The sequence below is a fragment of the Curvibacter fontanus genome (assembly GCF_054780335.1).
The window spans coordinates 1-25008 of the sequence record NZ_BAAGWN010000016.1 but is presented as its reverse complement, the minus strand read 5'-3'; the positions used below and the strand labels follow the sequence as shown (position 1 = coordinate 25008).

Sequence of the window (25008 nt, the reverse complement as noted above, 5' to 3'; positions counted from 1 at the left end):
CCCGAAGGCGGTTTTTGATTCGGAAGTCGTCCTAACCAGCGATGCGCTGATCCGCTACCCATACTCAGAGGCGCATCCGGCGCGGCGTCAGTTCACCAGATCGGCCTCCGTGACCAGATCGCTGAAGCATTCGCCGCGCAGGGCCTGCAGCAGGTTGTCGGCAGCGCGGTGCTCGATGGCCAGGCGTACGCGCCTGACGGCGGAGCCGATATGGGGCGTGAGCACGGTGCCTGGGCTGTTCAACAGGCCGGGATGGACCTCGGCCGGGCGGTCGGGCAGCAGCCAGTCCTCCATCTCATAGACATCCGCGGCGTAGGCGCCGAGGCGCCCGTCTTGCAGCGCCTGGGCCACGGCCGCTTCGTCGACCACCGAGCCGCGCCCGATGTTGACGATGATCTGGCCCGGCTTGGCGTGCGACAAGGCCCGTGCGTCGAGGAGGTGGCGCGTCTGCGCCACCAGGGGCACGGCGAGGATGAGGTAGTCGGCCCGGCGCAGGGCGGTGTGCAGGTCGACGTGTTCCACCCGTGCGTCCCGTGCCTGGGGGTCCACGCCGAGCAGTTCGGCGCAGCCGAAGCCCATGAGCCGGTCCACGATGGCGCCCCCCACGGCGCCCAGCCCGGCAACGGCCACGACGGAACGGTGCAGGCCGGTGCCGTAGAACACGGGACGCCAGCCGCCATAACCCTGGCGCACCGCGCGGTCGCCGGGCAGGATGTGGCGCGCCGCGGCAATGGCCAGGCCGATGGCGAGTTCGGCGGTGGGCTCGGTCAGCAGGTCGCGTACAAAGCTCACGCTGACGCCGGCCTCGGCACAGGCGCGCAGGTCGAAGTTGTCATGGCCCTTGAGCGCGCAGGCCACGCCCCGCAGCCGCGGGGCGTGCTGCAGGAGGCGCCGGTCGACGCGGTCGGGCATGAAGGCCAGCATGCCTTCGGCGTCGGCGAGGTGGTGCATGAGCTCGTCGTCCGTCCAGGGGTGGGGGCCGGGGTTCATCACCACGCGGCCGTGGGCCTGGAGCCTGGTCAATACCTCGGCGTGCACAGGCTGGGTGACGACTATCTTGGGCAGGGGCGGTGTGATCATCATTTCAGGCGTTTCCTCAGGGCGGCGCCGATGCTGTCGACGACCAGCACGCAGGCCAGCACGGACAGAAGGATGGCCGAGACCTCGTCATACTTCACCAGGCGCAGCGCGGCCATCAGCTCGAAGCCGATGCCGCCAGCGCCGACGATGCCCAGCACGGCCGAGGCCCGGAAGTGGTATTCCCAGCGGTAGATGGTGATGTCGGCCAGCTGCGGCAGGACCTGGGGCATCACCGCGTGCACGATGACCTGGAAGCGGCTGGCGCCGGCGGCCAGCGCGGCCTCCAGCGGCTTGGGGTCCACATGCTCGATCGCTTCCGCATAGAACTTGCCGACCATGCCGCTGGAGTGCAGGGCCAGCGCGAGCACGCCGGGCAGCGCGCCGAAGCCCACCGCGGCGACGAAGATGATGCCCAGGATGATCTCAGGCACCGAGCGGAAGGCGGCAAGCAGGGCCCGCATCAGGCGGCCCAGCAGCGGGTGCGGCGTGGTGTTGGGTGCGGCAAGCAGCGCCAGCGGCAGCGACAGGACGACGGTCAAGGCGGTGCCGGCGATCGACATCGCCAGGGTGTCGCGCAACGGCGTGAGCCAGTGCTCCCATCGGCTGAAGTTCGGCGGCACCATCTCGGAGCCCAGCTGCCGGATGGCGGGCGCCCCTTCCACAAAACGCTGCAAGTCGAAGAAGCCCGTGATGTGCAGCGCCACGGCGCAGATGGCCAGCACGATGGCGGCAAATCCGAGCCGCTGCAGCAGGCGCTGCCGGTCGGCCGCCACGACGGACTCGAAAGTCAGTGCGCTCATTTCATGCGTCCCAGGTCCAGCCTGAGGATGGACGCCGTGTCGCGCAGCACGTCATAGGCCTGGTCGTCCGTCGGGGCGAAGGCTTCCACCCGGAAGGATTTGAGGATGTCCTTGTCTTTCATGTCGAGGAAGGCGGTGCGGATGGCCTGCTTGAGGGCCGGGTTGAGGTCCGACTGCATGACGATGGGGTAGTTCGGGATCGGAGCCGACAGGTCGAGCTGCACGAGCTTGTTGCCGTCGACGATGCCGCGAGTGATGAGGCTGTCCAGGATGGGCTTGGACAGGGCGCCGGCCGGGACCTGGCCCGTCTGCACGGCGCGTGCCACCGCATCATGGGTGCCCAGGTGGACGGGGCGGTAGTCTTTCTCGCCGTCAAGCTGGTACTTCTTGAGCAGGTGCGCGCGCGGCGCCAGATGGCTGGAGGTGGAGGCCTGGTCGCCGAAGCCGAAGGGCTTGCCGCGGACGTCCGCCAGGGTCTTGACGGGCCCGCCCGCGGTGGCGATCAGCACCGACTGGTAGGTCGGCGAGCCGCGTTCGACGCCGACGGCAAAGGGCTCGATGGCCGGCGCCTTGGACTTGGCCAGCACGTAGGAGAAGGGGCCGAAGTACGCCACCTCGATGCGGCCGAAGCGCATGGCCTCGATCATCGACGAATAGTCGGTGGTGACGGTGATCTCGATGTCCTTGCGCAGCGCCTGCTCGAGATGGCGTTTGAGCGGCTGGGCGTTCTGGATGATGCTGGCGGCGTTCTCGTCGGGCAGCAGGGCGACGCGCAGCCGGGCGGGGTCTTTGCCCTGCGCGTGCAGCGGCAGCCAGGCGGCCAGCGGCGCGGCGGCGATGAGTCGGGTGGCTAGGCGGCGGTTCAGCATGGTTGCAGTTCCTTGGGTTGGGTGGTGGGTGAGGGGATGGGTCTTGCCAGGTCCACGGCGACGGGGTCCGGCGGCGTGGACGGGGCGTGGGCGTAGAGCTGCGCTTCGGTGCTGGCGGTGAGGGCGGCGGGCGCGCCGTCGAAGACGATGCGGCCCTGGCGCAGGCCGATGATGCGGTCGGCGTAGCGGCGGGCCAGATCCACCTGGTGCAGGCTCACGATGGCCGTGAGACCGTCTTTCTTGCAGATCTCGTGCAGCAGGGAAAGCACGGCGCCGGCGGTGGTGGGGTCGAGACTGGCCACCGGTTCGTCGGCCAGCAGTAGGCGGGGGCGCTGGACCAAGGCGCGGGCGATGCCCACGCGTTGCTGTTGCCCGCCGGAGAGCGTGTCGGCGCGGGCTAGCGCCTTGTCGAGCAGGCCCACGCGCTCGATGACGGCCAGGGCCGCCAGCTTGTCCTCCCGGCTCCAGGGCAGCAGCGAACCCAGGAGGCCGCGGCTTGCCAGGCGGCCGATGAGCACATTGGCAAGCACCGACAGGCGTCCGATGAGATGGTGCTGCTGGAACACCATGCCGCAGCGGCGGCGGTGCTCGCGCAGGTTGCGGCTGGACAGCGCAGCCGCGGGCAGGTCCGAGGCCAGGACTTCACCCCCCGAGGGCCGCACCAGGCCATTGATGCTGCGCAGCAGGGTGGACTTGCCGGCGCCGGAGGCGCCCAGCAGGACGAGGAACTCACCCTGCTCCACCTGCAGGCTGGTGCTGTGCAGGGCCTGGTGGCCGTCCGGATAGGCCACGGAAACGTTCCGCAGCGTAAGCAGGGGGGCTGGGGCGGACAAGGTCATGGGTGGTGTCTCGGTGGGGCGGTTTCCCGATGTCCGGCGGGTCTTCAGGTGCAAGACCGGCCGGGACGCGTTTGCTTCCTTGGGGATGCAGCGCCAGTCTGCCGGTGCAAGGTGTCATCCAAATGAAACTTGCCGGTCTCAGAATCAGGGCATCCATAGACCGCATCTATGTCAGGACTCAGTCTTCTCGCCGCCCTCAAGGCTTTTGATGCCACCGCACGCTGGGGCAGCATGACTGCGGCCGCCCGCTTTCTGGAGCTGCAGCAGCCCACGGTGTCGGCGCACATTCAGCGGCTCGAACAGGAATATGGCGTTGAACTGCTGTACCGCCGGGGACGCCGGCTAGAGCTCACGGCCTTCGGCCGCGCGCTGCTGGACCACACGCGGCGCGCCTTCAGCGCCGAGGAAGACGCCCACGCCCTGCTGGCTGCAGCGCGCAGCCGCTATGCCGGGCGCCTGGTGGTCCACGCCATCGGGCCGTATAACGTCGTGCCCATCGTCAAGGCCTATGCCCAAGCCTATCCCCAGGTCAGTGTGGTGGTGGGGGTGGGTGATTCGAGGACCATCACGGCGAAGATCGCTGATTACCAGGGCGACGTGGGCGTGGTGCTCAACCATGCGGAGGTTCCCGAGCTGCATGGCATGCCCTACAGGACGCAGCGACTGGTGGTCTTTGCCCACGCCGACCATCCGCTGGCGCAGCGCGGTGCGATCGCGCTGCAGGATCTGCAGGGACAACGATTTGTCATGCGGGAGGAAGGCTCGACCACACGCCGGGTGTTCGAGCAGGAGCTCGCGGACCGGGGGGTCCGCATCCAGGCGGCGCTGGAAATGGGCAGCCGTGAGGCGGTCCGCGAAGCGGTGGCACAGGGGCTGGGGCTGGGCATCGTCGCGGAAACCGCCTACATCCCCGATCCGCGGCTGGTCAAGCTGCAGCTGCGCGACAGCGTCATGGCGACCCGGGTTTACATCATCTGCCGTAGCGAGCGCAGGCAGTCGCCGCTGATCGCCGCATTCTTCGATCTGGCGGGCCAGCTGGGCCGTGATCTGGATTGAGGGCGGTGACCAACAAAGAAGCCGCCCGAAGGCGGCTTCTTTGTTGGGTGTGCCGATCTGACTCAGACCAGCAGGGCGTTCACCCGCTTCACATACGCCGCCGGGTCCTCCGGCAGGCCGCCCTCAGCCTGCTTTGGGCTGCTGCCGGCTCTTTGGACCCCCACCTAAGCTTCTGACGCTTCTTGAGAAAGTCCCCTCGTCTATACGCCGCCTCGACCGCACTGCCGATGGCATGCGCCTATGCGTCATCTCCAAGACCTTGTTCGGGCATCGCGTCGTCTCCGAATCCCAATCCCCCGAAGGTTGATCTGGAACCATGCACTGTGGACAGCAACGTATCTAAGAGCAGCTGTACCTTTGTCCCTGGAAACAACAACCTCGCTCCCGGAGCCTTGGGGGTCGTTAGCAGAGCAGTCATCTTGCAGAATGTCAGAAACTAATATATACTTCTGACAAACGGATCCCACCATGAGCTCCCTAGCCCAAGCTATTCTTTCAGCCGCCCAGGCCTTGCCCGAGGGAGGTCTGCTCTCGCCCAAGGAGTTCTTGCATCTAGGCTCCCGAGCAGCGGTAGATCAAACCCTCACGCGTCTGACGCGTGAGGGAAAGCTGCTGCGTGTAGGTCGTGGGACTTATGCCCTCCCCGTACAAAGCCGCTTCGGCACCCGCCCCCCCTCCACACAGACCGTGGTGCAAGCCATCGAGTCGGTCAGTGGCGAACTGGTAGTAGCCAACGGCGCGGCCGAGGCCAATGCCTTGGGACTGACAACGCAAGTGCCAACGCGAGAGGTTTTTCTCACCTCCGGACCATCGCGCAAACTGCGTCTGGGCAACCGCAGCGTCGAGCTCAAACATGCCAGCCGCTGGCAACTCCTGCTGGGTAAGCGCCCGGCCGGCATGGCCATCCGCGCCTTGTCCTGGCTTGGGCCTGAGCGAACCTCAACAGCGCTGCAGACCTTGCGAAGCAAGCTGTCGACTGAGGAATGGGCCGCCCTACATGCTGCACGTGCCACCCTTCCTAGCTGGATGGCACGTGCCGTCAGCGAAGTGAGCATGCATGGCTGAATCCTGGTTCAGCCTTAGCCGGCAGGACCAAGCTGAAGCCCTGGAAGTGGCGGCAGGTCGAAGCGGCCGCCCGGCCCACCTGCTTGAAAAGGACATATGGGTCGTCTGGACCTTGTCAGCGATCTATGGCTCAGCGTTGGCCGAAAAACTGACGTTCAAGGGCGGAACCTCACTGTCCAAGGTTTACAAGATCATTGACCGGTTCTCAGAAGACATCGATCTCACCTACGACATTCGTGAATTGGTGGGGGACCGACTGCGTGACGGCAATCCCATCCCGGCATCGTCAAGCCAGGAGAAGAAAATCAGCGGCGCGGTGCGCACGCGTCTACCCGACTGGATCAAGGGCACGGTTCAGCCGATCCTCGAGAGCACCCTGGCTGCCGCTGGCTTGAAAGCCACGTTGACACAGGCCGGGGACAACCAGGACAAACTGATCCTGGCCTACCCAGCCGTCCGGACGGGCACAGGCTATGCCGCACCCACCATTCAGCTAGAGTTCGGAGCACGCGCAACTGGTGAGCCCAATCAAGTTCACCCAGTGTCATGCGACATGGCGCCTTTGATCGAGGGTCTTGAGTTTCCGACTGCGCGCCCCCTGGTGATGGCCGCTGAGCGGACGTTCTGGGAAAAGGCTACGGCCGCCCATGTTTACTGTCTTCAGGGCCGACTGCGAGGCGAGCGCTACTCCCGGCATTGGTACGACCTGGCTGCCATAGCCAAGACCGGACACCTCGACAAGGCTATTGCGGATCACGCACTTGCCCATCAGGTCGCCGAGCACAAGTCGATGTATTTTCCGGAGAGAGACGCCACCGGCAATTGGGTCGACTACGTCGCGGCTGTGTCTGGTGCGCTCCAGCTTATCCCCGAAGGCGAATCACTCAAGGCACTGGCAAATGATTACGCAGCGATGCTGGAAGATGGTCTGCTCGCGGTGGAGCAGCCAGAGTTTTCTGAACTTCTCGAAAGATGTCGAGCTATACAGAGTCGTGTCCATCAGTCAGTCGGCTGAGGACCAGCACTCCCTTGCCGCCTAGATGGCAGGACCTTCCGACCGGCTACGCCGTCTAGCGTGATGTGCCCGCCTTCGCCCAGTCGGCCATCAGGCCCTGGCGCTTCTTGAACAGATCCCCTCGCCGGTAGGCTGCCTCGACCGCATTGCCTATGGCATGCGCCAGCGCCATCTCCACAACCTCGTTCGGGTAACTCGTCGTCTCCGAAGCCCAGTCCCTGAAGGTGGACCTGAAGCCGTGCACCGTGATGTCTTTGCGGTTCATACGCTTCAGGACAGCGGTCAACGACATGTCCGAGAGCGGTTGTCCCTTTGTACCTGGAAACAGCAAACCCGCACGATGATCCTTGGAAGTCGATAGCAGCAGTACCAGCGCCGCATCCGAAAGCGGCACACGATGTTCCCTGCCCGCCTTCATGCGAGCCGCGGGTACGGTCCAGAACTTCTCCTCCAGATCCACCTCGTCCCAGGTGGCACCTCGCACCTCCCCTGAGCGCGCCGCAGTCAGGATGGTGAACTCCAAGGCGCGCGCGGCGACACCGCCAACCTCCCTCAGGGACTTCATGAACGAGGTCACCTCCTTGAAGGGAAGTGCTGCGTGATGAACGACCTTCTTGGTTTTGCTAGGTTTGGCCAGGAGGTGGTCCAGGTGTCCACGCCAACGCGCCGGATTTTCGCCAGATCGATACTTGCGCGCAGTCGCCCAATCCAGCACCAATTCAATTCGGCTTCTGAGCCGAACGGCGGTCTCCGTCTTGCTCGTCCAGATCGGCTCCAGGATGGCGAGGACGTGCCCTTGCAAAATGTCGCGCACATCCATCTTGCCAATCACCGGATGGGCATAGGTCTCCAAAGTCGAAATCCACTGCGCGCGGTGCTTGGCGTTCTTCCACTCGGACTCGTGTGCCGAGATGTACTTTTCCGAGGCTTCTGCAAAAGTGATGGTCGTTGCCTGGGTGGCAATGAGCTCTGCGCGCTTGCGTCGCTTCTCGGCGACCGGATCGACTCCCTCGACAATCTGCTGCCTTGCGATCCTGGCCGACTCCCTGGCCTGCGCAAGCGAGACGTCTGGAAAACCACCCAGACCGATATCCCGCCTCAGGGATCCAACCTTGGCGCGCAGAATCCAGCTGCGAGCGCCCCCAGGGCTGACCTGTAGGCCCAGACCGGCGACACCACCCACCATGGTCAGTCCTGGCTTCTTGATCCGGCCAACGGCCAGCGCCGCGAGTTCATCCGCCTTTTTTGGCATTTACATCCTACCCCACATAAAACCCAACATCGATCATGCTATTACAAGAGATCGCCTGAGGCAAGGTGAGACAAGCTGAGATTTTCTATTTCCTTTGGAATCAATGACTTAGAAGCGTTCAGGCGAGAAAAAACCCCGTAGATCAATGATCTACGGGGTTGGTTCTGGCGGAGTGGACGGGACTCGAACCCGCGACCCCCGGCGTGACAGGCCGGTATTCTAACCAACTGAACTACCACTCCACGTGGCGCAACGTTTGCCCGGCTTCTTGCGAAACCGGACCAAGTGCTGCAAAACTTGGCGACCCTACGGGGATTCGAACCCCGGTACTCACCGTGAAAGGGTGATGTCCTAGGCCTCTAGACGATAGGGTCAAAACCTGGACTGATTTCCATCTCGACGAAAGATTGGTGGAGGTAAACGGGATCGAACCGATGACCTCTTGCATGCCATGCAAGCGCTCTCCCAGCTGAGCTATACCCCCAATTCGTTTCGACAATCTTTTTCAAGACCATCGCGTCGAGCCTCAAATTATAAGCTGAAATTCAGCCTCTTTGCAAACGGGCCAGAACTTTTTCGCGGGGCAGCAGCTCCAGCACAGCGTCCAGCGAGGGGGTCTGGGGCGTGCCCAGCACCAGCACACGCACCGGCATGGCCAGCTGCGGCATTTTGAGGCCGGCTGCGGCCAGCACTTCCTTGATGGCGGCAGCAATGCTGGTCTTGTCCCAGGCACAGGCGGCCAGCTTGTCCTTGAGCTGGGCCAGCACGGGCCTGACGGTCTCCGTCACGTGCTGGGCCAGGTCCTCGGCTTTCGGGCTCACGTCGCCGTAGAAAGCCTGGGCCCAGTCGGCCAGGGCCACGATGGTGTCGCAGCGGTCCTTGAACAGACCGCAGATGCGCGGCAGACGCTCGTCGGCGGCAATGCCGCGCTTCTGCAGTTGCGCCGCCACCAGCGGGGCCAGGGCCTCGTCGGCCAGGGCCTTGAGGTGCTGGGCGTTGACCCAGCGCAGCTTGGCTTCGTCGAACTGCGCGGCGCTGCGGCCCAGGTGATCCAGGTCGAACCATTCCAGGAACTGCGCGCGGCTGAAGATTTCGTCGTCGCCGTGGCTCCAGCCCAGACGCGCCAGGTAGTTCACCATGGCATCGGGCAGATAGCCTTCGTCACGGTACTGCGTGACGGGCTTCGCGCCGCTGCGCTTGCTCATCTTCTCGCCCTGCTCGTTGAGCACGGTGGGCAGGTGGGCGTAGACGGGCGGTTCCTTGCCCAGCGCCTTGAAGATGTTGATCTGGCGCGGCGTGTTGTTCACGTGGTCGTCGCCGCGGATCACGTGCGTGATGGCCATGTCGATGTCGTCCACCACCACGCAGAAGTTGTAGGTGGGCGTGCCGTCGGGACGCGCGATCACCAGGTCGTCAAGTTCCTCGTTGCTGATCTCGATGCGGCCCTTGACCTTGTCCTCCCAGACCACGGCGCCACCCTGCGGGTTCTTGAAGCGCAGCACGGGTTTCACGCCGACGGGCACCGGCGGCAGGGCCTTGCCGGATTCGGGGCGCCAGGTGCCGTCATAACGCGGCTTGAGCTTGGCGGCCATCTGGCGCTCGCGCAGGGCATCGAGATCTTCCACGCTCATGTAACAGGGATAGACATGCCCGGCGGCCTGCAATTCGGCCAGCACGGCCTTGTAGCGCGCCATGCGCTGCATCTGATAGAACGGGCCTTCGTCGTAGCTCAGGCCCAGCCAGGCCATGCCTTCGATGATGACGTCCACGGCGGCCTGGGTGGAGCGGTCCAGGTCCGTGTCCTCGATGCGCAGGATGAAGTCACCGCCCTGGGCCCGTGCAAAGGCCCAGGGGTAAAGCGCCGAGCGGATGTTGCCGAGATGGATGAAGCCCGTGGGCGAAGGGGCGAAGCGGGTACGAACGCGTTGTGTCACGGGTGCCATCAGTTCAAAGGGTGTCGAGGCCGCGCAGCAGATCGTCCTGCACGTCCTGCGGGTGTTCCAGGCCCACGGCCACGCGGATCAGGCCCTGGCCTATGCCGGCCGCCTGGCGTTGCGCCTCGGACAGCTTGCCGTGCGAAGTGCTGGCCGGGTGGGTGAGCAGGGTCTTGGTGTCGCCGAGGTTGGTGCACAGCGACAGGGTCTGCAGCGCGTCCAGCACGTGGAAGGCGCGCGCGCGCGCCTGCTCCGGGTTGGCGGACTTCACATCGAAAGACAGCACGGCACCACCGCCAGACATCTGCTTCATGGACAGGGCGTGCTGGGGATGCGAGGCCAGGCCCGGGTAGTAGACGCGGGCCACGGACGGATGCGACTGCAGCCACTCGGCGAGCTCGTGCGCGAGCGCACTCTGCGCCCGCATGCGCAGGTCCAGCGTCTCCAGGCCCTTGAGCACGACCCAGGCGTTGAAGGGCGAGAGCAGCATGCCGCTGTTTTTCTGCACGGGCAGGAACTTCTCACGCACGAGCCTCTCGCTCGCGCACAGGGCGCCGGCCATGACACGGCCCTGACCATCGAGGTATTTGGTGCCCGAATGCATGACGATGTCCGCGCCCAGTTCGACCGGGCGCTGCAGCGCCGGCGTGGCGAAACAGTTGTCGACCGCGAACAGCGCGCCCGCGTTGTGCGCCATCTCGGCCAGCGCCGCAATATCGCAGACCTCGGTCAGCGGATTGGTGGGTGTCTCGGCAAACAACAGGCGCGTGTTGGGGCGGATCGCCGCCTTCCATGCCGCGAGATCGGTCTGCGGCACGACCGTGGACTCGACGCCGAAGCGCGCGAATTCCGAGCCGATGAGCTTGATCGTCGAACCGAACATGGACTGGGAAAAGACCACGTGGTCGCCCGTCTTGAGCAGACTGAAGCACATCAGCATGATCGCCGACATGCCCGAGGACGTGGCCATGCAGGCCTCGGTGCCTTCGAGAGCCGCGAGCCGCTGCTCCATGCTGCTCACCGTCGGATTGCCCGAGCGGCCGTAGGTGTAGCCCTCTTCCTCGCCGGCAAAGCGGCGCGCGGAGGCTTCCGCGCTGGGCTGCACATACCCACTGGTCAGATAAAGGGCCTCGGAGTTTTCGCCGTACTGGCTGCGCTCGACGGCCGCGCGCACCGCCAGCGTCTGCAGGCGCAGGCCTTCGGGTCGGGATTTAGCGCTCATGCTCATTCCACCTGGTGGTTGGGCAGGGCCAGGCGCGAGGTGTCGGCATCGTCCTCACCGCCCTTCACGCGTGCCGAGTTCATGCGTTCGATGTCCGCCGCCTGGATGTCGCCGGTGACGTAGACACCGTCGAAGCAGGAGGCATCGAAGCCGTTGATCCTGGTGTTGAGCTTGCCGATGGCATGTTTCATCGCATCGACGTCCTGGTAGATCAGGGCATCGGCGCCGATGATCTGGCGCACCTCTTCCACGCTGCGGCCATGCGCCACCAGCTCTTCCACCGTGGGCATGTCGATGCCGTAAACGTTGGGAAAGCGCACCGGCGGCGCGGCGCTGGCCATGTAGACCTTGTTGGCGCCCGCCTCGCGCGCCATCTGCACGATCTCGCGGCTGGTCGTGCCGCGCACGATGGAGTCGTCCACCAGCAGCACGTTGCGGCCCTTGAACTCGCTGCCGATCACGTTGAGCTTCTGCCGTACGCTCTTCTTGCGCACGGCCTGGCCCGGCATGATGAAGGTGCGGCCCACATAGCGGTTCTTCACGAAGCCCTCGCGGTAGGGCAGGCCCAGCAACTGGGCCAGCTGCATGGCGCTGGGACGGCTCGATTCGGGGATGGGAATGACCACGTCGATCTCGCTGGGCGGCACCGTGGAGATCACGCGCTTGGCCAGGGTCTCGCCCAGGTTCAGGCGCGCCTGGTAGACCGAGATGCCGTCCATGACCGAGTCGGGACGGGCCAGGTAGACGTATTCGAAGATGCAGGGGTGCAACTGCGGCAGGTCGGCGCATTGCAGGGCGCTGACGTGGCCGTCCAGGTCCACGAACACGGCCTCGCCCGGGGCGATGTCGCGCTCGAACACATGGCCCGTGCCCTCGAGCACGACGGATTCGCTGGCCAGCATGACGGTGCCATCCGGACTGCGGCCCATGCACAGCGGGCGGATGCCATAGGGATCGCGGAAGGCCAGCACGCCGTGGCCGGCGATCAGTGCGATGACGGAATAGGAACCACGCAGGCGTCTGTGCATCTGACGCACGGCAACGAACACATCGCCCACGCGCAGCGGCTTGCCGCGCGTGGCCTTGTCCATCTCGTCGGCCAGCACGTTGAGCAGCACCTCGGAGTCGCTCTCGGTGTTGAGATGGCGATGGTCGGTGTTGAACAGCTCGGCCTTGAGCGCCTGCGCATTGGTCAGGTTGCCGTTGTGCACCAGCACGATGCCGAAAGGTGCGTTCACGTAGAAGGGTTGGGCCTCTTCCTCGCTGTAGGCATTGCCTGCCGTCGGGTAGCGTGCCTGGCCCAGGCCGCAGTTGCCCGGCAGCGCGCGCATATTGCGGGTACGGAACACGTCCTTCACCATGCCCTTGGCCTTGTGCATGAAGAACTTGCGTTCCTGCTGGGTGACAATGCCGGCCGCATCCTGCCCGCGGTGCTGCAAGAGCAGCAGCGAGTCATAGATCAGCTGGTTGACGGGTGCGTTGCTGACAACGCCGACGATTCCACACATGGTTTCACTTCCAGTCGGGAGCGCACGGCCTGTCCGTGCGTCACCCGATCAATCAGGGCAAATACTTTCCCACACTCCGCGGCAGCACCGGCTTGAGCAGCTTGAGCGCCTCCACCGATATACGCGCCGCCTCGGCCTCACGCCACCAGACCTGGCTCTTCAAGGGCGACATCAGCACCAGCACGGTCAGCGCCAGCAGCAGGATGAGCCCGCGCAGCAGGCCGAAAACGCCACCCAGCACCCGGTCCACCGGGCGCAGGCCGGCCTGCTCGATCAATTTGGGCAGTCCCCAGACCAGCAGGCCACCGAGAAACACCGCCGCCACAAAGACCAGCACAAAACCGGCGATGTGGCTCAGCGCCTCCGAGTTGCCGCCGATCGGCAGCTGGCGGCCGACGTCGGCGCCCAGCCATTGGGCCAGCACGAAGGCCAGCAGCCAGTTCAGCACCGACAGCACCTCGTAGACAAAACCACGCCACACGCCCAGGGCGATCGAGGCCAGCAGGGCCGCGATGAAAATCCAGTCCAGTGCGCTCATGCCCATTCCTAGAGGCTCAGCACGGTGCCCGGCAGGTCGAGTTTCTTGAGCTTCTCCGCAACACGCTCGGCCTCGGCCTTGCTGGCAAAAGGACCGGCCCGCACGCGGATGCGTTTGCCGTCCTTGGTTTCCACGGCCTGGGTGTAGTTCTTGAAACCGGCACGCTCGATCTTGCTGCGCGCGTCACGCGCGCGGTTTTCGTCGGCAAAGGAGCCGACCTGTACCACGTACCGGGTTTCGGCAGCCGGTCTGGTTTCGGTTTTTTTCGGCTCTGCCTTCGCTTCGGGCTTGGCGGCCTTGGGCTCGGGCTTGCTCTCGGCCTTGGCGACCGGCGCCGGTTTGACAGGCGCCGGTGTGGCCTCGGTGACCGGGCCTGAAGCGGAGGCGGTCGGTACGGTTTCGGACGCCGCGAGGGCCGGCGCAGGGGCTGCGGGCAGGCTCAGCGGCAACACCTTGTTCTTGTCGGGAATCTCGATGGGCAGGTCCACGGCGACGGGGCGGGGCTGCTTGTCCACCAGCAGGGGGAAACCGATGACCCCGATCAGCACCAGGATGGCGGAACCGATCAGCCGATTCTTGGCTCGACGGCGCAACACCTCCACGCTCTCGGGCTGCGCGGCGGGAGCGGTCTGATCGTCACCACCCTTGCGGAACTTGAAAAAGGCCATGAAGTCGGGACTCAGGTTTGGAGATGCTGGGCTTGAAGGCTCGGCACGCCTTCCTTCAGAACGCCACCGACCGTGTAGAACGATCCGAAGACCACGATTCTATCAGCGGGGTCCGCTTGGCGAAGAGCCGCGCCCAGGGCCAAGAGGGGGTCGGCAAAGAGCGCGGAGGTCCCGGCCACACGCGCATTCAGCGCCTGGCACTTGGCCTGCAGATCGGCCGCACTGGCCGCGCGGGGCGTGGGTAAATCACTGAAATACCAGCGGTCCACCAGGGGCATGATGCGCGCCAGCATGGGGGCCAGATCCTTGTCGGCCATGGCGCCGAAGACGGCATGCGTGGTCGGAAAATAGCCCATGGCGTCCAGGTTGGCGGTGAGCGCGGCCACCGAGTGCGGGTTGTGCGCCACGTCCAGCACCAGGGTGGGCTGGCCCGGGATGATCTGGAAACGCCCCGGCAGCTCCACGAAGGCCAGGCCGTTGCGCACGGCCTGGGCCGTCACCGGCAGTTGCTCGCGCAAGGCGCTCAGCGCGGCCAGCACGCCCGAGGCGTTGACCAGCTGGTTGGCGCCCCGCAGCGCCGGATAGGCCAGGCCGCTGTAACGGCGGCCCCGGCCGGCCCAGTTCCACTGCTGCTTGTCGCCCGAGCAATTGAAGTCGCGGCCGGCACGCCAAAGGTCGGCATCGATGGCGGCCGCATGGTCCAGCACGCTCTGCGGCGGGATGGGGTCGCTCACCACCACGGGTCGGCCGGTGCGCATGATGCCGGCCTTCTCGCGGCCGATGCTTTCGCGGTCGGGGCCCAGCAGCTCCATGTGGTCCAGGTCGATGCTGGTGATGACGGCGCAGTCGGCGTCCAGGATGTTGACGGCATCGAGCCGCCCACCCAGGCCCACTTCGAGGATGGCCACGTCCACGCCCGCCTGCGCGATGCAGTCCAGGATGGCCAGGGTGGTGAATTCAAAATAACTCAGCGAGATCTCGCCGCCGCCAGCCGTGCGGGCCTGCTCGACGCGCGCGAAGCACGGCAGCAATTCGTCGGCCTTCACCACACCCCCCCGCAGGCGCAGGCGCTCCTCGAAATGCACCAGATGCGGCGAGGTGTAGACGCCGGTGCGGTAGCCGGCCTGGCCCAGGATGGACTCCAGCATGGCGCAGGTCGAGCCCTTGCCATTGGTACCGGCCACGGTGATGATGGGGCAGTCAAAATGCAGGCCCATGCGCTGGGCCACGGCCTTGACGCGGTCCAGGCCCATGTCGATGGTCTTGGGATGCAGGCGCTCGCAATGGGCCAGCCAGTCGGAAAGTGTGTTCAAGCTCGACATATCCGACAATTGTCCCGGAAATAGGAAACACCCCTGAGGCGGCGCAGCCGCCTCCCCCTCAAGGGGGCAACGCCAGTGGCCCGGCAAAGCCGGTTCCACGGCGTTTCCCGCTTAGAACATCCTCCATCCAGCAACCATTCGATTCTCGACGCCACTGAAATGACCCGCTCCATCACGCTCTACGGCATCCCCAACTGCGACACCGTCAAGAAGGCGCGCGCCTGGCTGGCCGAACAGCAGGTGGAGGTGCAGTTCCACGATTTCAAGAAGCAGGGTGTGCCCGAGGCCAGTCTGGACCACTGGCTGGCCACGGCCGGCTGGGAAAAGCTGCTGAACCGCCAGGGCACGACCTGGCGCAAGCTGGACGCGGCCACCCAGGCCGCTGTCACCGATGCCCGCAGCGCCCGCGCCCTGATGCTGGCCCAGGCCAGCGTGATCAAACGCCCCGTCGTTGAATGGAACGCAAGGGACGTGAGCGTGGGTTTCGATGCCGCCAACTGGTTGAGCCGCCTCAAGTAAGCCGCTGCCTTAAAATCGCGGATTCGCCCCTGAAAACAGAGCACCACACCATGACCCAGCAATACAACGGCGTGACCGTCGCCACCCAGGCCAACGTCTATTTCGACGGCAAGTGCGTCAGCCACAGCATCACCCTGGCCGACGGCACCAAGAAGTCGGTCGGCGTGGTCCTTCCCGCCACCCTGACCTTCAACACCGGCGCGCCCGAGATCATGGAATGCGTGGCCGGCAGTTGCGAGTACAAGCTCAAGGGCACCGACGCCTGGGTCAAGTCTGTCGCGGGCCAGAAGTTCAGCGTGCCCGGCAACTCCTCGTTCGAGATCCGTGTGACCGAGCCCTACCACTACATCTGCCACTTCGGTTGACCCCATGGCCACCATCCTGCAAAACCTCCCCATCGGCCAGAAGGTCGGCATCGCCTTCTCGGGCGGCCTGGACACCAGCGCCGCCCTGCTGTGGATGAAACTCAAGGGTGCCGAGCCCTATGCCTACACCGCCAACCTGGGCCAACCCGACGAACCCGATTACGACGCCATCCCGCGCAAGGCCATGGAATACGGCGCCAGGCTGGCACGCCTGATCGACTGCCGCCGCCAGCTGGCGCACGAAGGCATCGCCGCGCTGCAGTCCGGCGCCTTCCACATCTCCACCGCCGGCGTGACCTACTTCAACACCACGCCGCTGGGCCGCGCCGTCACCGGCACCATGCTGGTGGCCGCCATGAAGGAGGACGAGGTCAACATCTGGGGCGACGGCTCGACCTTCAAGGGCAACGACATCGAGCGTTTCTACCGCTACGGCCTGCTGACCAACCCCTCGCTCAAGATCTACAAACCCTGGCTGGACCAGCTCTTCATCGACGAGCTGGGCGGCCGCGCCGAGATGAGCGCCTTCATGACGCAGCACGGCTTCGGCTACAAGATGAGCGCCGAGAAGGCCTATAGCACCGACTCCAACATGCTGGGCGCCACGCACGAGGCCAAGGACCTGGAACACCTCAACAGCGGCATGAAAATCGTGAACCCCATCATGGGTGTCGCTTTCTGGAAAGACGAAGTGGCCGTCAAGCGCGAGGAAGTGACCGTGCGCTTCGAGGAAGGTCAGCCGGTCGCCCTGAACGGCGTGCAGTTCAGCGACCCGGTGGAACTGATCCTGGAAGCCAACCGCATCGGCGGCCGTCACGGCCTGGGCATGAGCGACCAGATCGAGAACCGCATCATCGAGGCCAAGAGCCGCGGCATCTACGAGGCCCCGGGCCTGGCCCTGCTGCATATCGCCTACGAGCGCCTGGTGACCGGTATCCACAACGAAGACACCATCGAGCAGTACCGAGACAACGGCCGCAAGCTGGGCCGCCTGCTCTACCAGGGCCGCTGGTTCGACCCCCAGGCCATCATGCTGCGCGAAACAGCCCAACGCTGGGTGGCCCGCGCCATCACCGGCGAGGTCACGCTGGAGCTGCGCCGCGGCAACGACTATGCCATCCTCAACACCACGAGCCCCAACCTCACCTACGCGCCTGAGCGCCTGAGCATGGAGAAGGTGGAAGACGCGCCCTTCAGTCCCCTGGACCGCATCGGCCAGCTGACCATGCGCAATCTGGACATCACGGATACCCGCGCCAAGCTGGGCATCTATTCCGAAACCGGCTTGCTGTCGGCGGGAGTGGGGGCGGAGTTGCTGTCGCTGGGGGGCAAGGGCAAGAAGTAAGCTCTTTTTGCTTCGGTATCTGGAAGGCCGCCTGCGGGTGGCTTTTCTGTTTCTGCGTTGCATTGTTGCTCGCAAGGCACTGCGGGTCTCGCCCCGGTGGGCGAGTCACCTTTTCTTGCTTCGCAGCACACAAGAGAAAGTGACTGCCCTTGTCGGGGGCGCATCCCGGCAAAGCCACACCAGCAAAAACACAACCCAAGAAAAAAGCCTGCAACTTTTCAGTTGCAGGCTTTTTTGTTTTGGTGCGGCTGGCAGGAATTGAACCCACGACCCCTTGGTTCGTAGCCAAGTACTCTATCCAACTGAGCTACAGCCGCGAAGAAAAAGATTATAGCACGGCTTTTGAGCGCGTTCCGTGCGCAGGCGCAGGCGCTGTGCGTCGGGTGCAAACCACGGTGGCTGGTCGCACCCGCCAGGATGGGCTGAAATTTGCCCGCAGCGGCAAAGGAATCGACTAATCTAGAGCCAAAGTCATAAAACGGAGATCACGACCATGCAAGCAATCCGCTTGGCTGGCCTGCTGGCAGGCATCGGCCTGAGCCTCGGCACGGCCCCGCTGCAAGCCCAGCCCAGCACCAGCGGCCCCATACGCCTCGGCCTCATTTTTCCGCTCACCGGCGGCTCCTCCGACATGGGTAACAGCGCTCTGGTCGGCGCCCAGGTGGCGGTGCAGGAGATCAACCAGGTCGGCGGCTACCTGGGCCGATCGCTCGAACTCGTGGTGCGTGACGACGAGGCCGACAATGATGTCGGCCTCAAGCATGCCGAGGATCTGGTACTCAAGGAGAAAGTGGTGGCCACCATCGGCTTCTGCAACAGCGGCGTGGCCATGAAGGCGCTGGACGTGTTTCAGAGCAACAAACACACGCTGATCGTGCCCTGCGCCACCGGCACGGCCATCACGGCCAAGTATCTGGCCGCGCAGAGTTTCATCTTCCGGACCTCGGCCCCGGACCAGCACCAGACCCAGTTCCTGATCGACGAGATCGTCAAGCGCGGCCTGACCAAGGTGGCACTGTTGGTGGACACCACCGGTTATGGTGATGCTGGCCTCAAGGATCTGGAGGCCGCCCTGGGCCGCGCCGGGCTCAAGCCTCAGGCCGTGGTGCGCTTCAAGGTCGGCGTGAAAACACTGGATGAGGAACTCAAGGCTCTGAAAAACTCCGGTGCCGATGCCCTGATCGGCTGGACCGTCGGCCCCGAGCAGGGGGTGATCTCGGCCAGCCGTGCGGCCGTAGGCTGGAAGGTGCCACAGTTCGGCCCTTGGGGGCTGTCACACGCCTCGGCTTTCAACACCTCGGCGGGCAAGGTTGAAGGCACCCTGATGGTGCAGACCGTGCTGCCCAACGTCTTCCTGGAGCGCAACAGCTCCTTCCTGCGCAACTACAGCAAGGTCCGCAAGGAACAACCCATAGGTTCCATGATGTCGGCCGCGCAGACCTACGATGCCGTCAACCTGCTGGTGCGCGCCATGTTCGACTCGCGCGGCGATTTTTCTGGCCCCGCCATGAAAAAAGCGCTGGAGAACCCCAGCGGCATCTACCGTGGTGTGGTCACCACCTATGACCGCCCCTTCTCCGACAAGGACCACGACGCCATCTCCCTGAACATGCTGTGGCTGGGCACCTGGCGCAATCAGGAGCGCGGCTACTACTACAAGGAAGACGAGAAACGCGCCACGGTGATCCGGCGCAAGCAGCAAGGATAGGACCGGCCGGATGAAATGGTAGGGCGTGCAGGACTTGAACCTGCGACCAAGGGATTATGAGTCCCCGCCGGACGCTATTTTGGTCTGTTGAAGACTGTTTGTAAAATCTCCCAAATCCAATGAAATCAAGAGGGTAGATGCGAACTTCGTGTTGCCTCTGTTGAATTGGATTCGTCAAAACTGCGCCCCCGTGGCTACATGGTGGCTACATGAAACGACCAGGGAGACCAAGGGATTATGCGTCCTTTAAAGAGCACACCGGTTGATTTGAGCGAGCCCCAAGAGCTCACTGTGGGGCTCATCGAGCGCCTGAAATGTCCGGAGGGCAAGGCACAAGCCTTCTTGCGTGACCGCAAGGCGCCCGCGTTGCGCGTGCGCGTAACCACCTCCGGCGCCAAGGCCTATGTCTTCGAAGCCAAGCTGGGTCGTCAGACCATACGCCGCACCATCGGCGATGTGCGCTCCTGGACCATCGATGGCGCCCGCACCGAGGCCAATCGCCTGCGCGTGCAGATCGACCAGGGCGCAGACCCGCGCGAAGTCGAGCGACAAAAGGAAGCCGAGCGCTTATCGAAGGCAGCAACAGCAGCCGTGCAAGCCGTCACCGTGGGCGAAGCCTGGACCACCTACATCGAAGCCCGGCGCCCGCGCTGGGGTGAGCACCACTACAAAGACCACATCCGCAAATCCAAGGCGGGGGGAGAGCCCGCGATACGCGGCACACGTGGACGCGGAGAGACCGTCGCCGGCCCCATCTATCCCCTGCTCGCCCGCAAGCTGCGCGACCTCACTCCCTCCGCCCTCAGTACCTGGGCTGAAAAGGAAACCACCAAGGGGCCGACCTCGGCGCGCCTGTCCTGGCGTCTGGTGCGTGGCTTCCTCAGCTGGTGCGCCGAGCATCCGCAGTACGCCCAGGTCCTGCCCCCGCAGAACCCGGCCAAGGCCAAGGTCGTGCGCGAGGTGCTGGGCAAGCCCAAGGTGCGGCAGGACTCATTGCAGCGCGAACAGCTGGAGGCATGGTTTGCTGCCGTGCGCGGCCTGGTGAACCCCATGGCCTCGGCCTACTTGCAGACCCTGCTCCTGACCGGCGCCCGCCCCGGCGAAATCCTGGCTCTGCGCTGGGCCGATCTCGACCGCAAATGGAAGGGTCTCACGATCCGGGACAAGGTGGAAGGCGAACGCATCATCCCATTGACCCCTTACGTGGCCCACTTGTTCGAAGGCGTCCCCAGGGTCAATGACTGGGTCTTTGCCAGTCCATCCAGCGAAAAGAAGATGGCAGGCAAGGCCATGAGCACACCGCATAAGCTGCATGAACGGGCCTGCCAGGTGGCGGGGATCAAAGGGCTGACCCTGCACGGCCTGCGCCGCTCCTTCAAGTCGCTGACCGAATGGCTGGAAATCCCTGCTGGAGTGGTAGCGCAACTCATGGGCCACAAGCCCAGTGCAACCGCTGAGAAGCACTACACCGTGCGCCCGCTCGACCTGCTGCGCCTGCACCACGAGAAAATCGAGGCATGGATTCTGGAACAGGCCGGGGTTGAATTTGTGGCCGAGGAAACCGGCACGAAGAAACTACGCGCCGTGAAGTAGACCCTGTGCAGCAATTGGCGGCAAAAGGCTCTGCATTTCCTGTAACGGTAACCGTTACGGTAACGGTTACCGTATCTGTACCCGTATCAGCTATCTGTACCGGATGAATGACTGAGCTAGTTGCTCACCCGCCACTTGGCCTAACTCAACCAGCGCGGTCTCGGAGTGGCGCCGGGATGTCTCGAAAACCGGGTAAGCTGGCCCGCGCGAGCCACCGCAGGCCATCTCTGAGCGGCTTGAAAACTATCACACCTAGTGTTATATTATGAGCAAAGGCAAGAAGCCGGCCAGTACCGTTGCAGCAAAGAAGCCCGAGGCCAAGCAGACGCGGCCTGTGGCGCGCGTTTTTAAATCGAAGAGCTTTGCGCGGGATGCACGCAAGGCGGGCATCGAAGACGATGAGTTGTGCAAGGCGGCCAGGGAGCTCGAAGAAGGCAAAGGCGAAGACTTGGGCGGCAACGTCTGGAAAAAGCGGCTCAATGAGAACCGGAGCCGCTCGATCGTTGCGACCAAGCCCGGAAGTTTCTGGCTCTTCGCCTACCTCTTTTCCAAGAACGACAAAGAAAACATCGATCAGGACGAACTGGAAGCCTTTAAGAAATTGTCCAAGGACCTGGGCTCCAAAGGGATCGCCGGTCTGGAAAAACTGGCCAAAGACGGCGGCGCCGTGGAGATTTGCAATGACGACGAAGACGACCAACATCCGTAGCAAGGCAAAAGCCATCGCGAAGCCGACCGCGCGCAAGACGGTTCCGGTTCAGAGGCCCGCGACCAGGAAGCCCAAGAGTGCGGCCATGGCTGCTGTTCTTGAGCTCGCAGGTGATATGGAGCGCTCCGGCCTGATCAACAAACGAACCATGCGCGAATACGAAGAGCTTTGCACGGCTCCTCCGGAGTACACACCGGCCGACGTCGTCAAGATCCGCCGCCGCGTGCATGCTAGCCAAGGCTTTTTTGCGCGCAGCCTGAACGTGAGTCCCTCCGCAGTCCAGCAATGGGAATCCGGGGCCAAGCGCCCCAGTGGCAGCGCCGCGAAACTCCTCTCTGTCATCGAGAAGCACGGGCTGGAAGTGCTCGCCTAAGAGGCCCCAGGCGGTTCTAGCCCGCCCAGCGTCTTGGCGCTAAGCGCCCTGCATTCGACCTCGCTTGAATGCAAAGCCCCGCTTACTCTAAAAGCAACCAAATACCGTATACGGTTCCGGTCGATTCTCGTTCGCCAACATAGGCGTTACCAACCATTCCGCGCGGTGCATTCTGATTTTTCGTTGCCAATTGGGATAGAAAAACCGACCAACGGCCTCCAAAGTAAGGGGCGGCATAAAAATACTTTCCTGTCAACTCCTGTAACGGTAACGGTAACTGGAGTTGAGAAACATCTGCGGATGCAAATAATGAGAAGCCATGTTCAACAAGCCTGTAAGGCAACGACGTGGCACAAACAACTCGAATTCTCGTCCCGCTAGATCGCGAAAACCGCTCGGCACTGCCGACTCCGGAAGCCGCGTACCACCTCAACCGCGCCCAGCAAACCCTGCGTCTGTGGGCCATGCGAGAAAACGGGCCACTACAGCCCATCCGCGTTAATGGCCGCCTAGCCTGGCCTGTGGCCGAATTACGCCGACTCTTGAACGTTCAGGCCATCGCCTAAGCCGTCCGGGACGAACATGCATACGCGCTACCCCTCGGACGCGGAGTGGACGCAGAGCCGCGTCGATACTCTGCCGCGTCACTGGAGCAATGACCTCCTGAGTATCTGGGCCGAAACCGCCGCTCACAACCCATACAAAGCCAACGTCCAGCTTCGCGAAACCACGGAAGCCCTGCTCCAGGTCCGCATACCGCTGGACGCCTCGGATTCCACGATCTGTGAGGCCGCAAAGGCACTGGCGAACCTCTGCGCCAGCCGGGCTGAGATCTTCCACAAGATAGAGCCCCTGCGCTCAGCCATGGAGCGTGTATGCCATCGGCAGAGCATCAAACCGCCTCCCGGGGAAATGGCAGATCGTCCCTCCATCGCGCGCATGTGCTGCCCCCTCTGGTGGCGACGTCGCCTGAGACGCCACCAAGGGCAGGTTGTCGAGGCCGCCGCCATCCAGCTGGGCCACGTCAACAAGAGCCGCGATCTATATGTGAGCAACGAGCGATTCCGCGCACGTCAGCAGCAAAACGAACGCAACGCAGCAAGCCTGGACAGCACCATTGCACGGAACGAATTCGGCCAAGAATTCACCCTGGCGGAACTGGCGGCCACCAGCCCGGCGAACAAGCGCGTACGCCGCTGCGAACTCATGACTAGGATTTCTGGATTCGAGCGCATCGCCTTAGACATGGGCCATGCCGGACTCTTCATGACACTCACCTGCCCGAGCCGGTTCCATCGGTGGCGGACCGTCAATAGCGGCAAGACCGTTATCTCAAACCCGAATTTCGATCCGGCAGAAACGCCTGCGACGGCGCAGAAATACCTTTGCAATGTTTGGGCACTCATCCGATCCGCCCTTGCACGGCAGGGCATTCGCCTTTATGGGTTCCGAATTGCAGAGCCCCAGCATGACGCAACACCCCATTGGCATTTCCTGGTGTTTTGCCCGAAACAAGCCATGCAGGCCGTAATTGAGACGGTACGCGAATACGCATTGAGGGACAACCCTGATGAAAAAGGAGCCCAGGAGCACCGCTGCGATTTCAAATCGATTGACTGGAGCAAAGGCAGTGCCGCCGGGTACATCGCCAAATACGTCGCCAAGAACATTGACGGCCACGGGGTAGGAGATGACTTCAACGGGAAGCCTGCGACGGAATCAGCTGCCCGCGTCGAGGCCTGGGCCACAACGTGGGGCATACGCCAATTTCAGCAAGTTGGCGGCCCTCCCATCGGGGTATGGCGGGAACTACGCCGAGTGGAGAAACTACCCGCTGGAGCACCGGCCCATCTGCGCCAGGCACACGATGCCGTCAACAAGGTAGCGGTAATCGAAGGCCGGGAGAACGCGTCCGTTGCCTGGGATCACTACTGCAAGGCGCAAGGCGGGGTTTTCTGCGGTAGAGACGCGCAGATCAAACTTGCAATGCTCACCCCTGAAAAGCCAGGCCGGTACGGCGACGAGCCTGCGCCCCGTCCGTATGGTGTTGAGACCACGTCCACTGAAACCTATACAGAATCGGGCAGTGACAGCATGTCCAGTCGCGTCGTGAACTGGGTAGTGGAGTCTGCGCGCCACACCTGGGAGATCGTTTTCAAGAAGAGCAAACCGGCTGACGATCGGAGGTCTGTTGCGGAGAGGGAGGAGCCCGCGCAGCCTTGGACTTGTGTCAATAACTGTACGAACATGTGCGCGAAAATCCAATCAAATATTTCAGATTTCCCTAGAAGATCAAGTTGAAAGACAATTAGCGACCTCCACAAAAGAAAACTGGGGGAGGAAAAAAGGGAGTGCGCTAAATGTCCGTCATTGCAGCAGTTACGTCGTATCTATCGCAACACATTCCTGGAGCGACCGTTTGGCTTACAGGGGCTGTCGTCAAGCCATTAATAGGCAAGAAGGCAAAAGCTCTTCTAAAAAAGCGTAGCGAGCGCAAGTCTTATAAGCAGTCGCTCGAAAAAGCTTATACGCAATTCGCATCTGAATTTCCAGAGCTTGCCGCGTCATTTTTTGATGAGCACTTCTTAAAAGTTGTCGTAGCAGATGAACTTCTTTGTTTCCTGACTCGCGATAGGACGCCCAACGCAGAAAAGATCATCCACTCATACGCTCAGCAATTCACAGCCGAGCCCATGGTAGATCTTCACAATGCAGTCTGGAGATTTCTTCAAATCGCTGAACAGCAATTCAAATTAGAGGAATCACTTCAACCTCTGCTCGACAGCCGGCAAACTGAAGAAGCTCTTCGGATCCTCAAAAAAATTAATTTACCTACCGAGTTGCATCCTGCTGGGCGTACGCTGGCTAGCGGAAAAATCTTCGCGCATGGTCTCAACACGGATGAACTATCAGCCGTCTTTAACATGGTTTCCCGAGACCTTCTTGAGTGGCCACAACTTATCGACGGGGAACACTGGATCGACAGACCAGAGCTTGAGTTGATTCATCAAAAAGTATCCTCTAATCGAAATTCTGTATCGTTACTTCTTGGCCCCCCTGGAAGCGGCAAGTCGGCGCTTATGTCACGTCTGGCCAAAAACCTAAGGAAGGTCTGAACAAGTCCACCGAACGGCCCCTTGAATCGTTGATCGTGGCAAAGGAGTTGTGCCGATGGACCAGATCAGTTTCGCCGATGCCGAATACGCAGGCAAGAGGAAGAAGACCCGG

23 protein-coding genes and 5 tRNA genes are annotated in these 25008 nt (G+C 63.2%); 12 read left to right on the top strand and 16 right to left on the bottom strand.

Annotation, left to right across the window (positions count from 1 at the left end; genetic code table 11):
* Positions 1 to 87: 87 nt before the first annotated feature.
* Genes ACYVH8_RS11170 through phnC form a run of 4 tightly spaced genes read right to left on the bottom strand, consistent with a single transcriptional unit; the run spans position 88 to position 3588 of the window.
* A complete protein-coding gene (locus ACYVH8_RS11170) occupies positions 88 to 1083 on the bottom strand; it encodes an NAD(P)-dependent oxidoreductase (protein WP_460488932.1) in 996 nt (331 codons plus the stop codon).
* Entirely contained in the window at positions 1080 to 1880 is an 801-nt protein-coding gene (phnE, locus tag ACYVH8_RS11165) for a phosphonate ABC transporter, permease protein PhnE (protein ID WP_460488931.1), read from the bottom strand. The genes ACYVH8_RS11170 and phnE overlap by 4 nt, the downstream gene beginning before the upstream one ends.
* Positions 1877 to 2749 (bottom strand): phosphate/phosphite/phosphonate ABC transporter substrate-binding protein, encoded by an 873-nt coding sequence (gene phnD / locus ACYVH8_RS11160; protein ID WP_460488930.1) that lies wholly within the window; start codon positions 2747 to 2749, stop codon positions 1877 to 1879. The genes phnE and phnD overlap by 4 nt, the downstream gene beginning before the upstream one ends.
* Positions 2743 to 3588, bottom strand: a complete 846-nt coding sequence (phnC, locus tag ACYVH8_RS11155) for a phosphonate ABC transporter ATP-binding protein (protein ID WP_460488929.1) — start codon at positions 3586 to 3588, stop codon at positions 2743 to 2745. Before phnC ends, phnD begins: the two co-directional genes overlap by 7 nt.
* Before the next feature lie 168 nt (positions 3589 to 3756).
* Here phnC and ACYVH8_RS11150 point away from each other — a divergent pair, with 168 nt between their 5' ends.
* The 3 genes from ACYVH8_RS11150 to ACYVH8_RS11140 all read left to right on the top strand — a co-directional run bounded on the left by ACYVH8_RS11150 (position 3757) and on the right by ACYVH8_RS11140 (position 6724).
* The gene (locus ACYVH8_RS11150) at positions 3757 to 4644 is read left to right on the top strand and encodes a LysR substrate-binding domain-containing protein (protein ID WP_460488928.1); all 888 of its coding nucleotides are present in this window, start codon (positions 3757 to 3759) and stop codon (positions 4642 to 4644) included.
* Positions 4645 to 5112: 468 nt separating this feature from the next.
* The gene (locus ACYVH8_RS11145; RefSeq protein WP_460488927.1) at positions 5113 to 5709 is read left to right on the top strand and encodes a DUF6088 family protein; all 597 of its coding nucleotides are present in this window, start codon (positions 5113 to 5115) and stop codon (positions 5707 to 5709) included.
* Positions 5702 to 6724 (top strand): nucleotidyl transferase AbiEii/AbiGii toxin family protein, encoded by a 1023-nt coding sequence (locus ACYVH8_RS11140; RefSeq protein ID WP_460488926.1) that lies wholly within the window; start codon positions 5702 to 5704, stop codon positions 6722 to 6724. The genes ACYVH8_RS11145 and ACYVH8_RS11140 overlap by 8 nt, the downstream gene beginning before the upstream one ends.
* Before the next feature lie 55 nt (positions 6725 to 6779).
* Here ACYVH8_RS11140 and ACYVH8_RS11135 read toward each other — a convergent pair whose 3' ends face one another.
* The 10 genes from ACYVH8_RS11135 to folC all read right to left on the bottom strand — a co-directional run bounded on the left by ACYVH8_RS11135 (position 6780) and on the right by folC (position 15168).
* Positions 6780 to 7976: a tyrosine-type recombinase/integrase gene (locus ACYVH8_RS11135; protein WP_460488925.1), complete on the bottom strand. Its 1197-nt coding sequence runs from the start codon at positions 7974 to 7976 to the stop codon at positions 6780 to 6782.
* Positions 7977 to 8141: 165 nt separating this feature from the next.
* Positions 8142 to 8218, bottom strand: a tRNA-Asp gene (locus tag ACYVH8_RS11130).
* 56 nt (positions 8219 to 8274) lie between these two features.
* A tRNA-Glu gene (locus ACYVH8_RS11125) sits at positions 8275 to 8350 on the bottom strand.
* A 34-nt stretch (positions 8351 to 8384) separates the two neighbouring features.
* A tRNA-Ala gene (locus tag ACYVH8_RS11120) sits at positions 8385 to 8460 on the bottom strand.
* 61 nt (positions 8461 to 8521) lie between these two features.
* Positions 8522 to 9919 (bottom strand): glutamate--tRNA ligase, encoded by a 1398-nt coding sequence (gltX, locus tag ACYVH8_RS11115; RefSeq protein ID WP_460488924.1) that lies wholly within the window; start codon positions 9917 to 9919, stop codon positions 8522 to 8524.
* A 4-nt stretch (positions 9920 to 9923) separates the two neighbouring features.
* Positions 9924 to 11132 carry an O-succinylhomoserine sulfhydrylase gene (locus tag ACYVH8_RS11110; RefSeq protein WP_460488923.1) on the bottom strand — a complete coding sequence of 403 codons (1209 nt, stop codon included), beginning with the start codon at positions 11130 to 11132 and terminating at the stop codon, positions 9924 to 9926.
* A gap of 2 nt (positions 11133 to 11134) precedes the next feature.
* Positions 11135 to 12640 (bottom strand): amidophosphoribosyltransferase, encoded by a 1506-nt coding sequence (gene purF / locus ACYVH8_RS11105; RefSeq protein WP_460488922.1) that lies wholly within the window; start codon positions 12638 to 12640, stop codon positions 11135 to 11137.
* 52 nt (positions 12641 to 12692) lie between these two features.
* Positions 12693 to 13178, bottom strand: coding sequence for a CvpA family protein (locus ACYVH8_RS11100; RefSeq protein ID WP_460488921.1), 486 nt, complete (start codon positions 13176 to 13178; stop codon positions 12693 to 12695).
* An 8-nt stretch (positions 13179 to 13186) separates the two neighbouring features.
* Positions 13187 to 13846, bottom strand: coding sequence for an SPOR domain-containing protein (locus tag ACYVH8_RS11095; RefSeq protein WP_460488920.1), 660 nt, complete (start codon positions 13844 to 13846; stop codon positions 13187 to 13189).
* Positions 13847 to 13857: 11 nt separating this feature from the next.
* Positions 13858 to 15168: a bifunctional tetrahydrofolate synthase/dihydrofolate synthase gene (folC, locus tag ACYVH8_RS11090; protein WP_460488919.1), complete on the bottom strand. Its 1311-nt coding sequence runs from the start codon at positions 15166 to 15168 to the stop codon at positions 13858 to 13860.
* A 159-nt stretch (positions 15169 to 15327) separates the two neighbouring features.
* Here folC and ACYVH8_RS11085 point away from each other — a divergent pair, with 159 nt between their 5' ends.
* The 3 genes from ACYVH8_RS11085 to argG are packed head-to-tail and all read left to right on the top strand — an operon-like array spanning position 15328 to position 17397.
* Complete coding sequence (locus tag ACYVH8_RS11085; RefSeq protein ID WP_460488918.1) at positions 15328 to 15687, top strand: ArsC family reductase; 360 nt, start codon at positions 15328 to 15330, stop codon at positions 15685 to 15687.
* A 50-nt stretch (positions 15688 to 15737) separates the two neighbouring features.
* On the top strand, positions 15738 to 16052 hold the full coding sequence (gene ppnP / locus ACYVH8_RS11080; protein ID WP_460488917.1) for a pyrimidine/purine nucleoside phosphorylase: 315 nt from the start codon (positions 15738 to 15740) through the stop codon (positions 16050 to 16052).
* Between the two features lie 4 nt (positions 16053 to 16056).
* Positions 16057 to 17397 (top strand): argininosuccinate synthase, encoded by a 1341-nt coding sequence (argG, locus tag ACYVH8_RS11075; protein WP_460488916.1) that lies wholly within the window; start codon positions 16057 to 16059, stop codon positions 17395 to 17397.
* A 240-nt stretch (positions 17398 to 17637) separates the two neighbouring features.
* Here argG and ACYVH8_RS11070 read toward each other — a convergent pair.
* Positions 17638 to 17714: transfer RNA gene (locus ACYVH8_RS11070), tRNA-Arg, on the bottom strand.
* Between the two features lie 176 nt (positions 17715 to 17890).
* Here ACYVH8_RS11070 and ACYVH8_RS11065 point away from each other — a divergent pair.
* Positions 17891 to 19105, top strand: a complete 1215-nt coding sequence (locus ACYVH8_RS11065) for an ABC transporter substrate-binding protein (RefSeq protein ID WP_460488915.1) — start codon at positions 17891 to 17893, stop codon at positions 19103 to 19105.
* A gap of 16 nt (positions 19106 to 19121) precedes the next feature.
* On the opposite strand, the gene ACYVH8_RS11060 is transcribed toward ACYVH8_RS11065, so the two are convergent.
* Positions 19122 to 19294: transfer RNA gene (locus tag ACYVH8_RS11060), tRNA-Ile, on the bottom strand.
* Positions 19295 to 19372: 78 nt separating this feature from the next.
* On the opposite strand from ACYVH8_RS11060, the gene ACYVH8_RS11055 reads away from it, so the two are divergent.
* From ACYVH8_RS11055 to ACYVH8_RS11035, 5 genes are all read left to right on the top strand, one after another.
* Positions 19373 to 20698 carry a tyrosine-type recombinase/integrase gene (locus tag ACYVH8_RS11055; RefSeq protein WP_460488914.1) on the top strand — a complete coding sequence of 442 codons (1326 nt, stop codon included), beginning with the start codon at positions 19373 to 19375 and terminating at the stop codon, positions 20696 to 20698.
* 265 nt (positions 20699 to 20963) lie between these two features.
* Complete coding sequence (locus ACYVH8_RS11050) at positions 20964 to 21407, top strand: type II toxin-antitoxin system RelE/ParE family toxin (RefSeq protein ID WP_460488913.1); 444 nt, start codon at positions 20964 to 20966, stop codon at positions 21405 to 21407.
* The gene (locus tag ACYVH8_RS11045) at positions 21379 to 21780 is read left to right on the top strand and encodes a helix-turn-helix domain-containing protein (RefSeq protein ID WP_460488912.1); all 402 of its coding nucleotides are present in this window, start codon (positions 21379 to 21381) and stop codon (positions 21778 to 21780) included. The genes ACYVH8_RS11050 and ACYVH8_RS11045 overlap by 29 nt, the downstream gene beginning before the upstream one ends.
* A 582-nt stretch (positions 21781 to 22362) precedes the next feature.
* Positions 22363 to 24081 (top strand): replication endonuclease, encoded by a 1719-nt coding sequence (locus ACYVH8_RS11040; protein WP_460488911.1) that lies wholly within the window; start codon positions 22363 to 22365, stop codon positions 24079 to 24081.
* Positions 24082 to 24140: 59 nt separating this feature from the next.
* Positions 24141 to 24896: an ATP-binding protein gene (locus ACYVH8_RS11035; RefSeq protein WP_460488910.1), complete on the top strand. Its 756-nt coding sequence runs from the start codon at positions 24141 to 24143 to the stop codon at positions 24894 to 24896.
* Positions 24897 to 25008: the final 112 nt, after the last annotated feature.

What these genes read in the sequence shown, in the direction of transcription:
- ACYVH8_RS11170 (WP_460488932.1), bottom strand. Translation starts at nt 1,083, where the DNA reads ATGATGATCACACCGCCCCTGCCCAAGATAGTCGTCACCCAGCCTGTG.
- phnE (WP_460488931.1), bottom strand. Translation starts at nt 1,880, where the DNA reads ATGAGCGCACTGACTTTCGAGTCCGTCGTGGCGGCCGACCGGCAGCGC.
- phnD (WP_460488930.1), bottom strand. Translation starts at nt 2,749, where the DNA reads ATGCTGAACCGCCGCCTAGCCACCCGACTCATCGCCGCCGCGCCGCTG.
- phnC (WP_460488929.1), bottom strand. Translation starts at nt 3,588, where the DNA reads ATGACCTTGTCCGCCCCAGCCCCCCTGCTTACGCTGCGGAACGTTTCC.
- ACYVH8_RS11150 (WP_460488928.1), top strand. Translation starts at nt 3,757, where the DNA reads ATGTCAGGACTCAGTCTTCTCGCCGCCCTCAAGGCTTTTGATGCCACC.
- ACYVH8_RS11145 (WP_460488927.1), top strand. Translation starts at nt 5,113, where the DNA reads ATGAGCTCCCTAGCCCAAGCTATTCTTTCAGCCGCCCAGGCCTTGCCC.
- ACYVH8_RS11140 (WP_460488926.1), top strand. Translation starts at nt 5,702, where the DNA reads ATGGCTGAATCCTGGTTCAGCCTTAGCCGGCAGGACCAAGCTGAAGCC.
- ACYVH8_RS11135 (WP_460488925.1), bottom strand. Translation starts at nt 7,976, where the DNA reads ATGCCAAAAAAGGCGGATGAACTCGCGGCGCTGGCCGTTGGCCGGATC.
- gltX (WP_460488924.1), bottom strand. Translation starts at nt 9,919, where the DNA reads ATGGCACCCGTGACACAACGCGTTCGTACCCGCTTCGCCCCTTCGCCC.
- ACYVH8_RS11110 (WP_460488923.1), bottom strand. Translation starts at nt 11,132, where the DNA reads ATGAGCGCTAAATCCCGACCCGAAGGCCTGCGCCTGCAGACGCTGGCG.
- purF (WP_460488922.1), bottom strand. Translation starts at nt 12,640, where the DNA reads ATGTGTGGAATCGTCGGCGTTGTCAGCAACGCACCCGTCAACCAGCTG.
- ACYVH8_RS11100 (WP_460488921.1), bottom strand. Translation starts at nt 13,178, where the DNA reads ATGAGCGCACTGGACTGGATTTTCATCGCGGCCCTGCTGGCCTCGATC.
- ACYVH8_RS11095 (WP_460488920.1), bottom strand. Translation starts at nt 13,846, where the DNA reads ATGGCCTTTTTCAAGTTCCGCAAGGGTGGTGACGATCAGACCGCTCCC.
- folC (WP_460488919.1), bottom strand. Translation starts at nt 15,168, where the DNA reads ATGTCGAGCTTGAACACACTTTCCGACTGGCTGGCCCATTGCGAGCGC.
- ACYVH8_RS11085 (WP_460488918.1), top strand. Translation starts at nt 15,328, where the DNA reads ATGACCCGCTCCATCACGCTCTACGGCATCCCCAACTGCGACACCGTC.
- ppnP (WP_460488917.1), top strand. Translation starts at nt 15,738, where the DNA reads ATGACCCAGCAATACAACGGCGTGACCGTCGCCACCCAGGCCAACGTC.
- argG (WP_460488916.1), top strand. Translation starts at nt 16,057, where the DNA reads ATGGCCACCATCCTGCAAAACCTCCCCATCGGCCAGAAGGTCGGCATC.
- ACYVH8_RS11065 (WP_460488915.1), top strand. Translation starts at nt 17,891, where the DNA reads ATGCAAGCAATCCGCTTGGCTGGCCTGCTGGCAGGCATCGGCCTGAGC.
- ACYVH8_RS11050 (WP_460488913.1), top strand. Translation starts at nt 20,964, where the DNA reads ATGAGCAAAGGCAAGAAGCCGGCCAGTACCGTTGCAGCAAAGAAGCCC.
- ACYVH8_RS11045 (WP_460488912.1), top strand. Translation starts at nt 21,379, where the DNA reads ATGACGACGAAGACGACCAACATCCGTAGCAAGGCAAAAGCCATCGCG.
- ACYVH8_RS11040 (WP_460488911.1), top strand. Translation starts at nt 22,363, where the DNA reads ATGCATACGCGCTACCCCTCGGACGCGGAGTGGACGCAGAGCCGCGTC.
- ACYVH8_RS11035 (WP_460488910.1), top strand. Translation starts at nt 24,141, where the DNA reads ATGTCCGTCATTGCAGCAGTTACGTCGTATCTATCGCAACACATTCCT.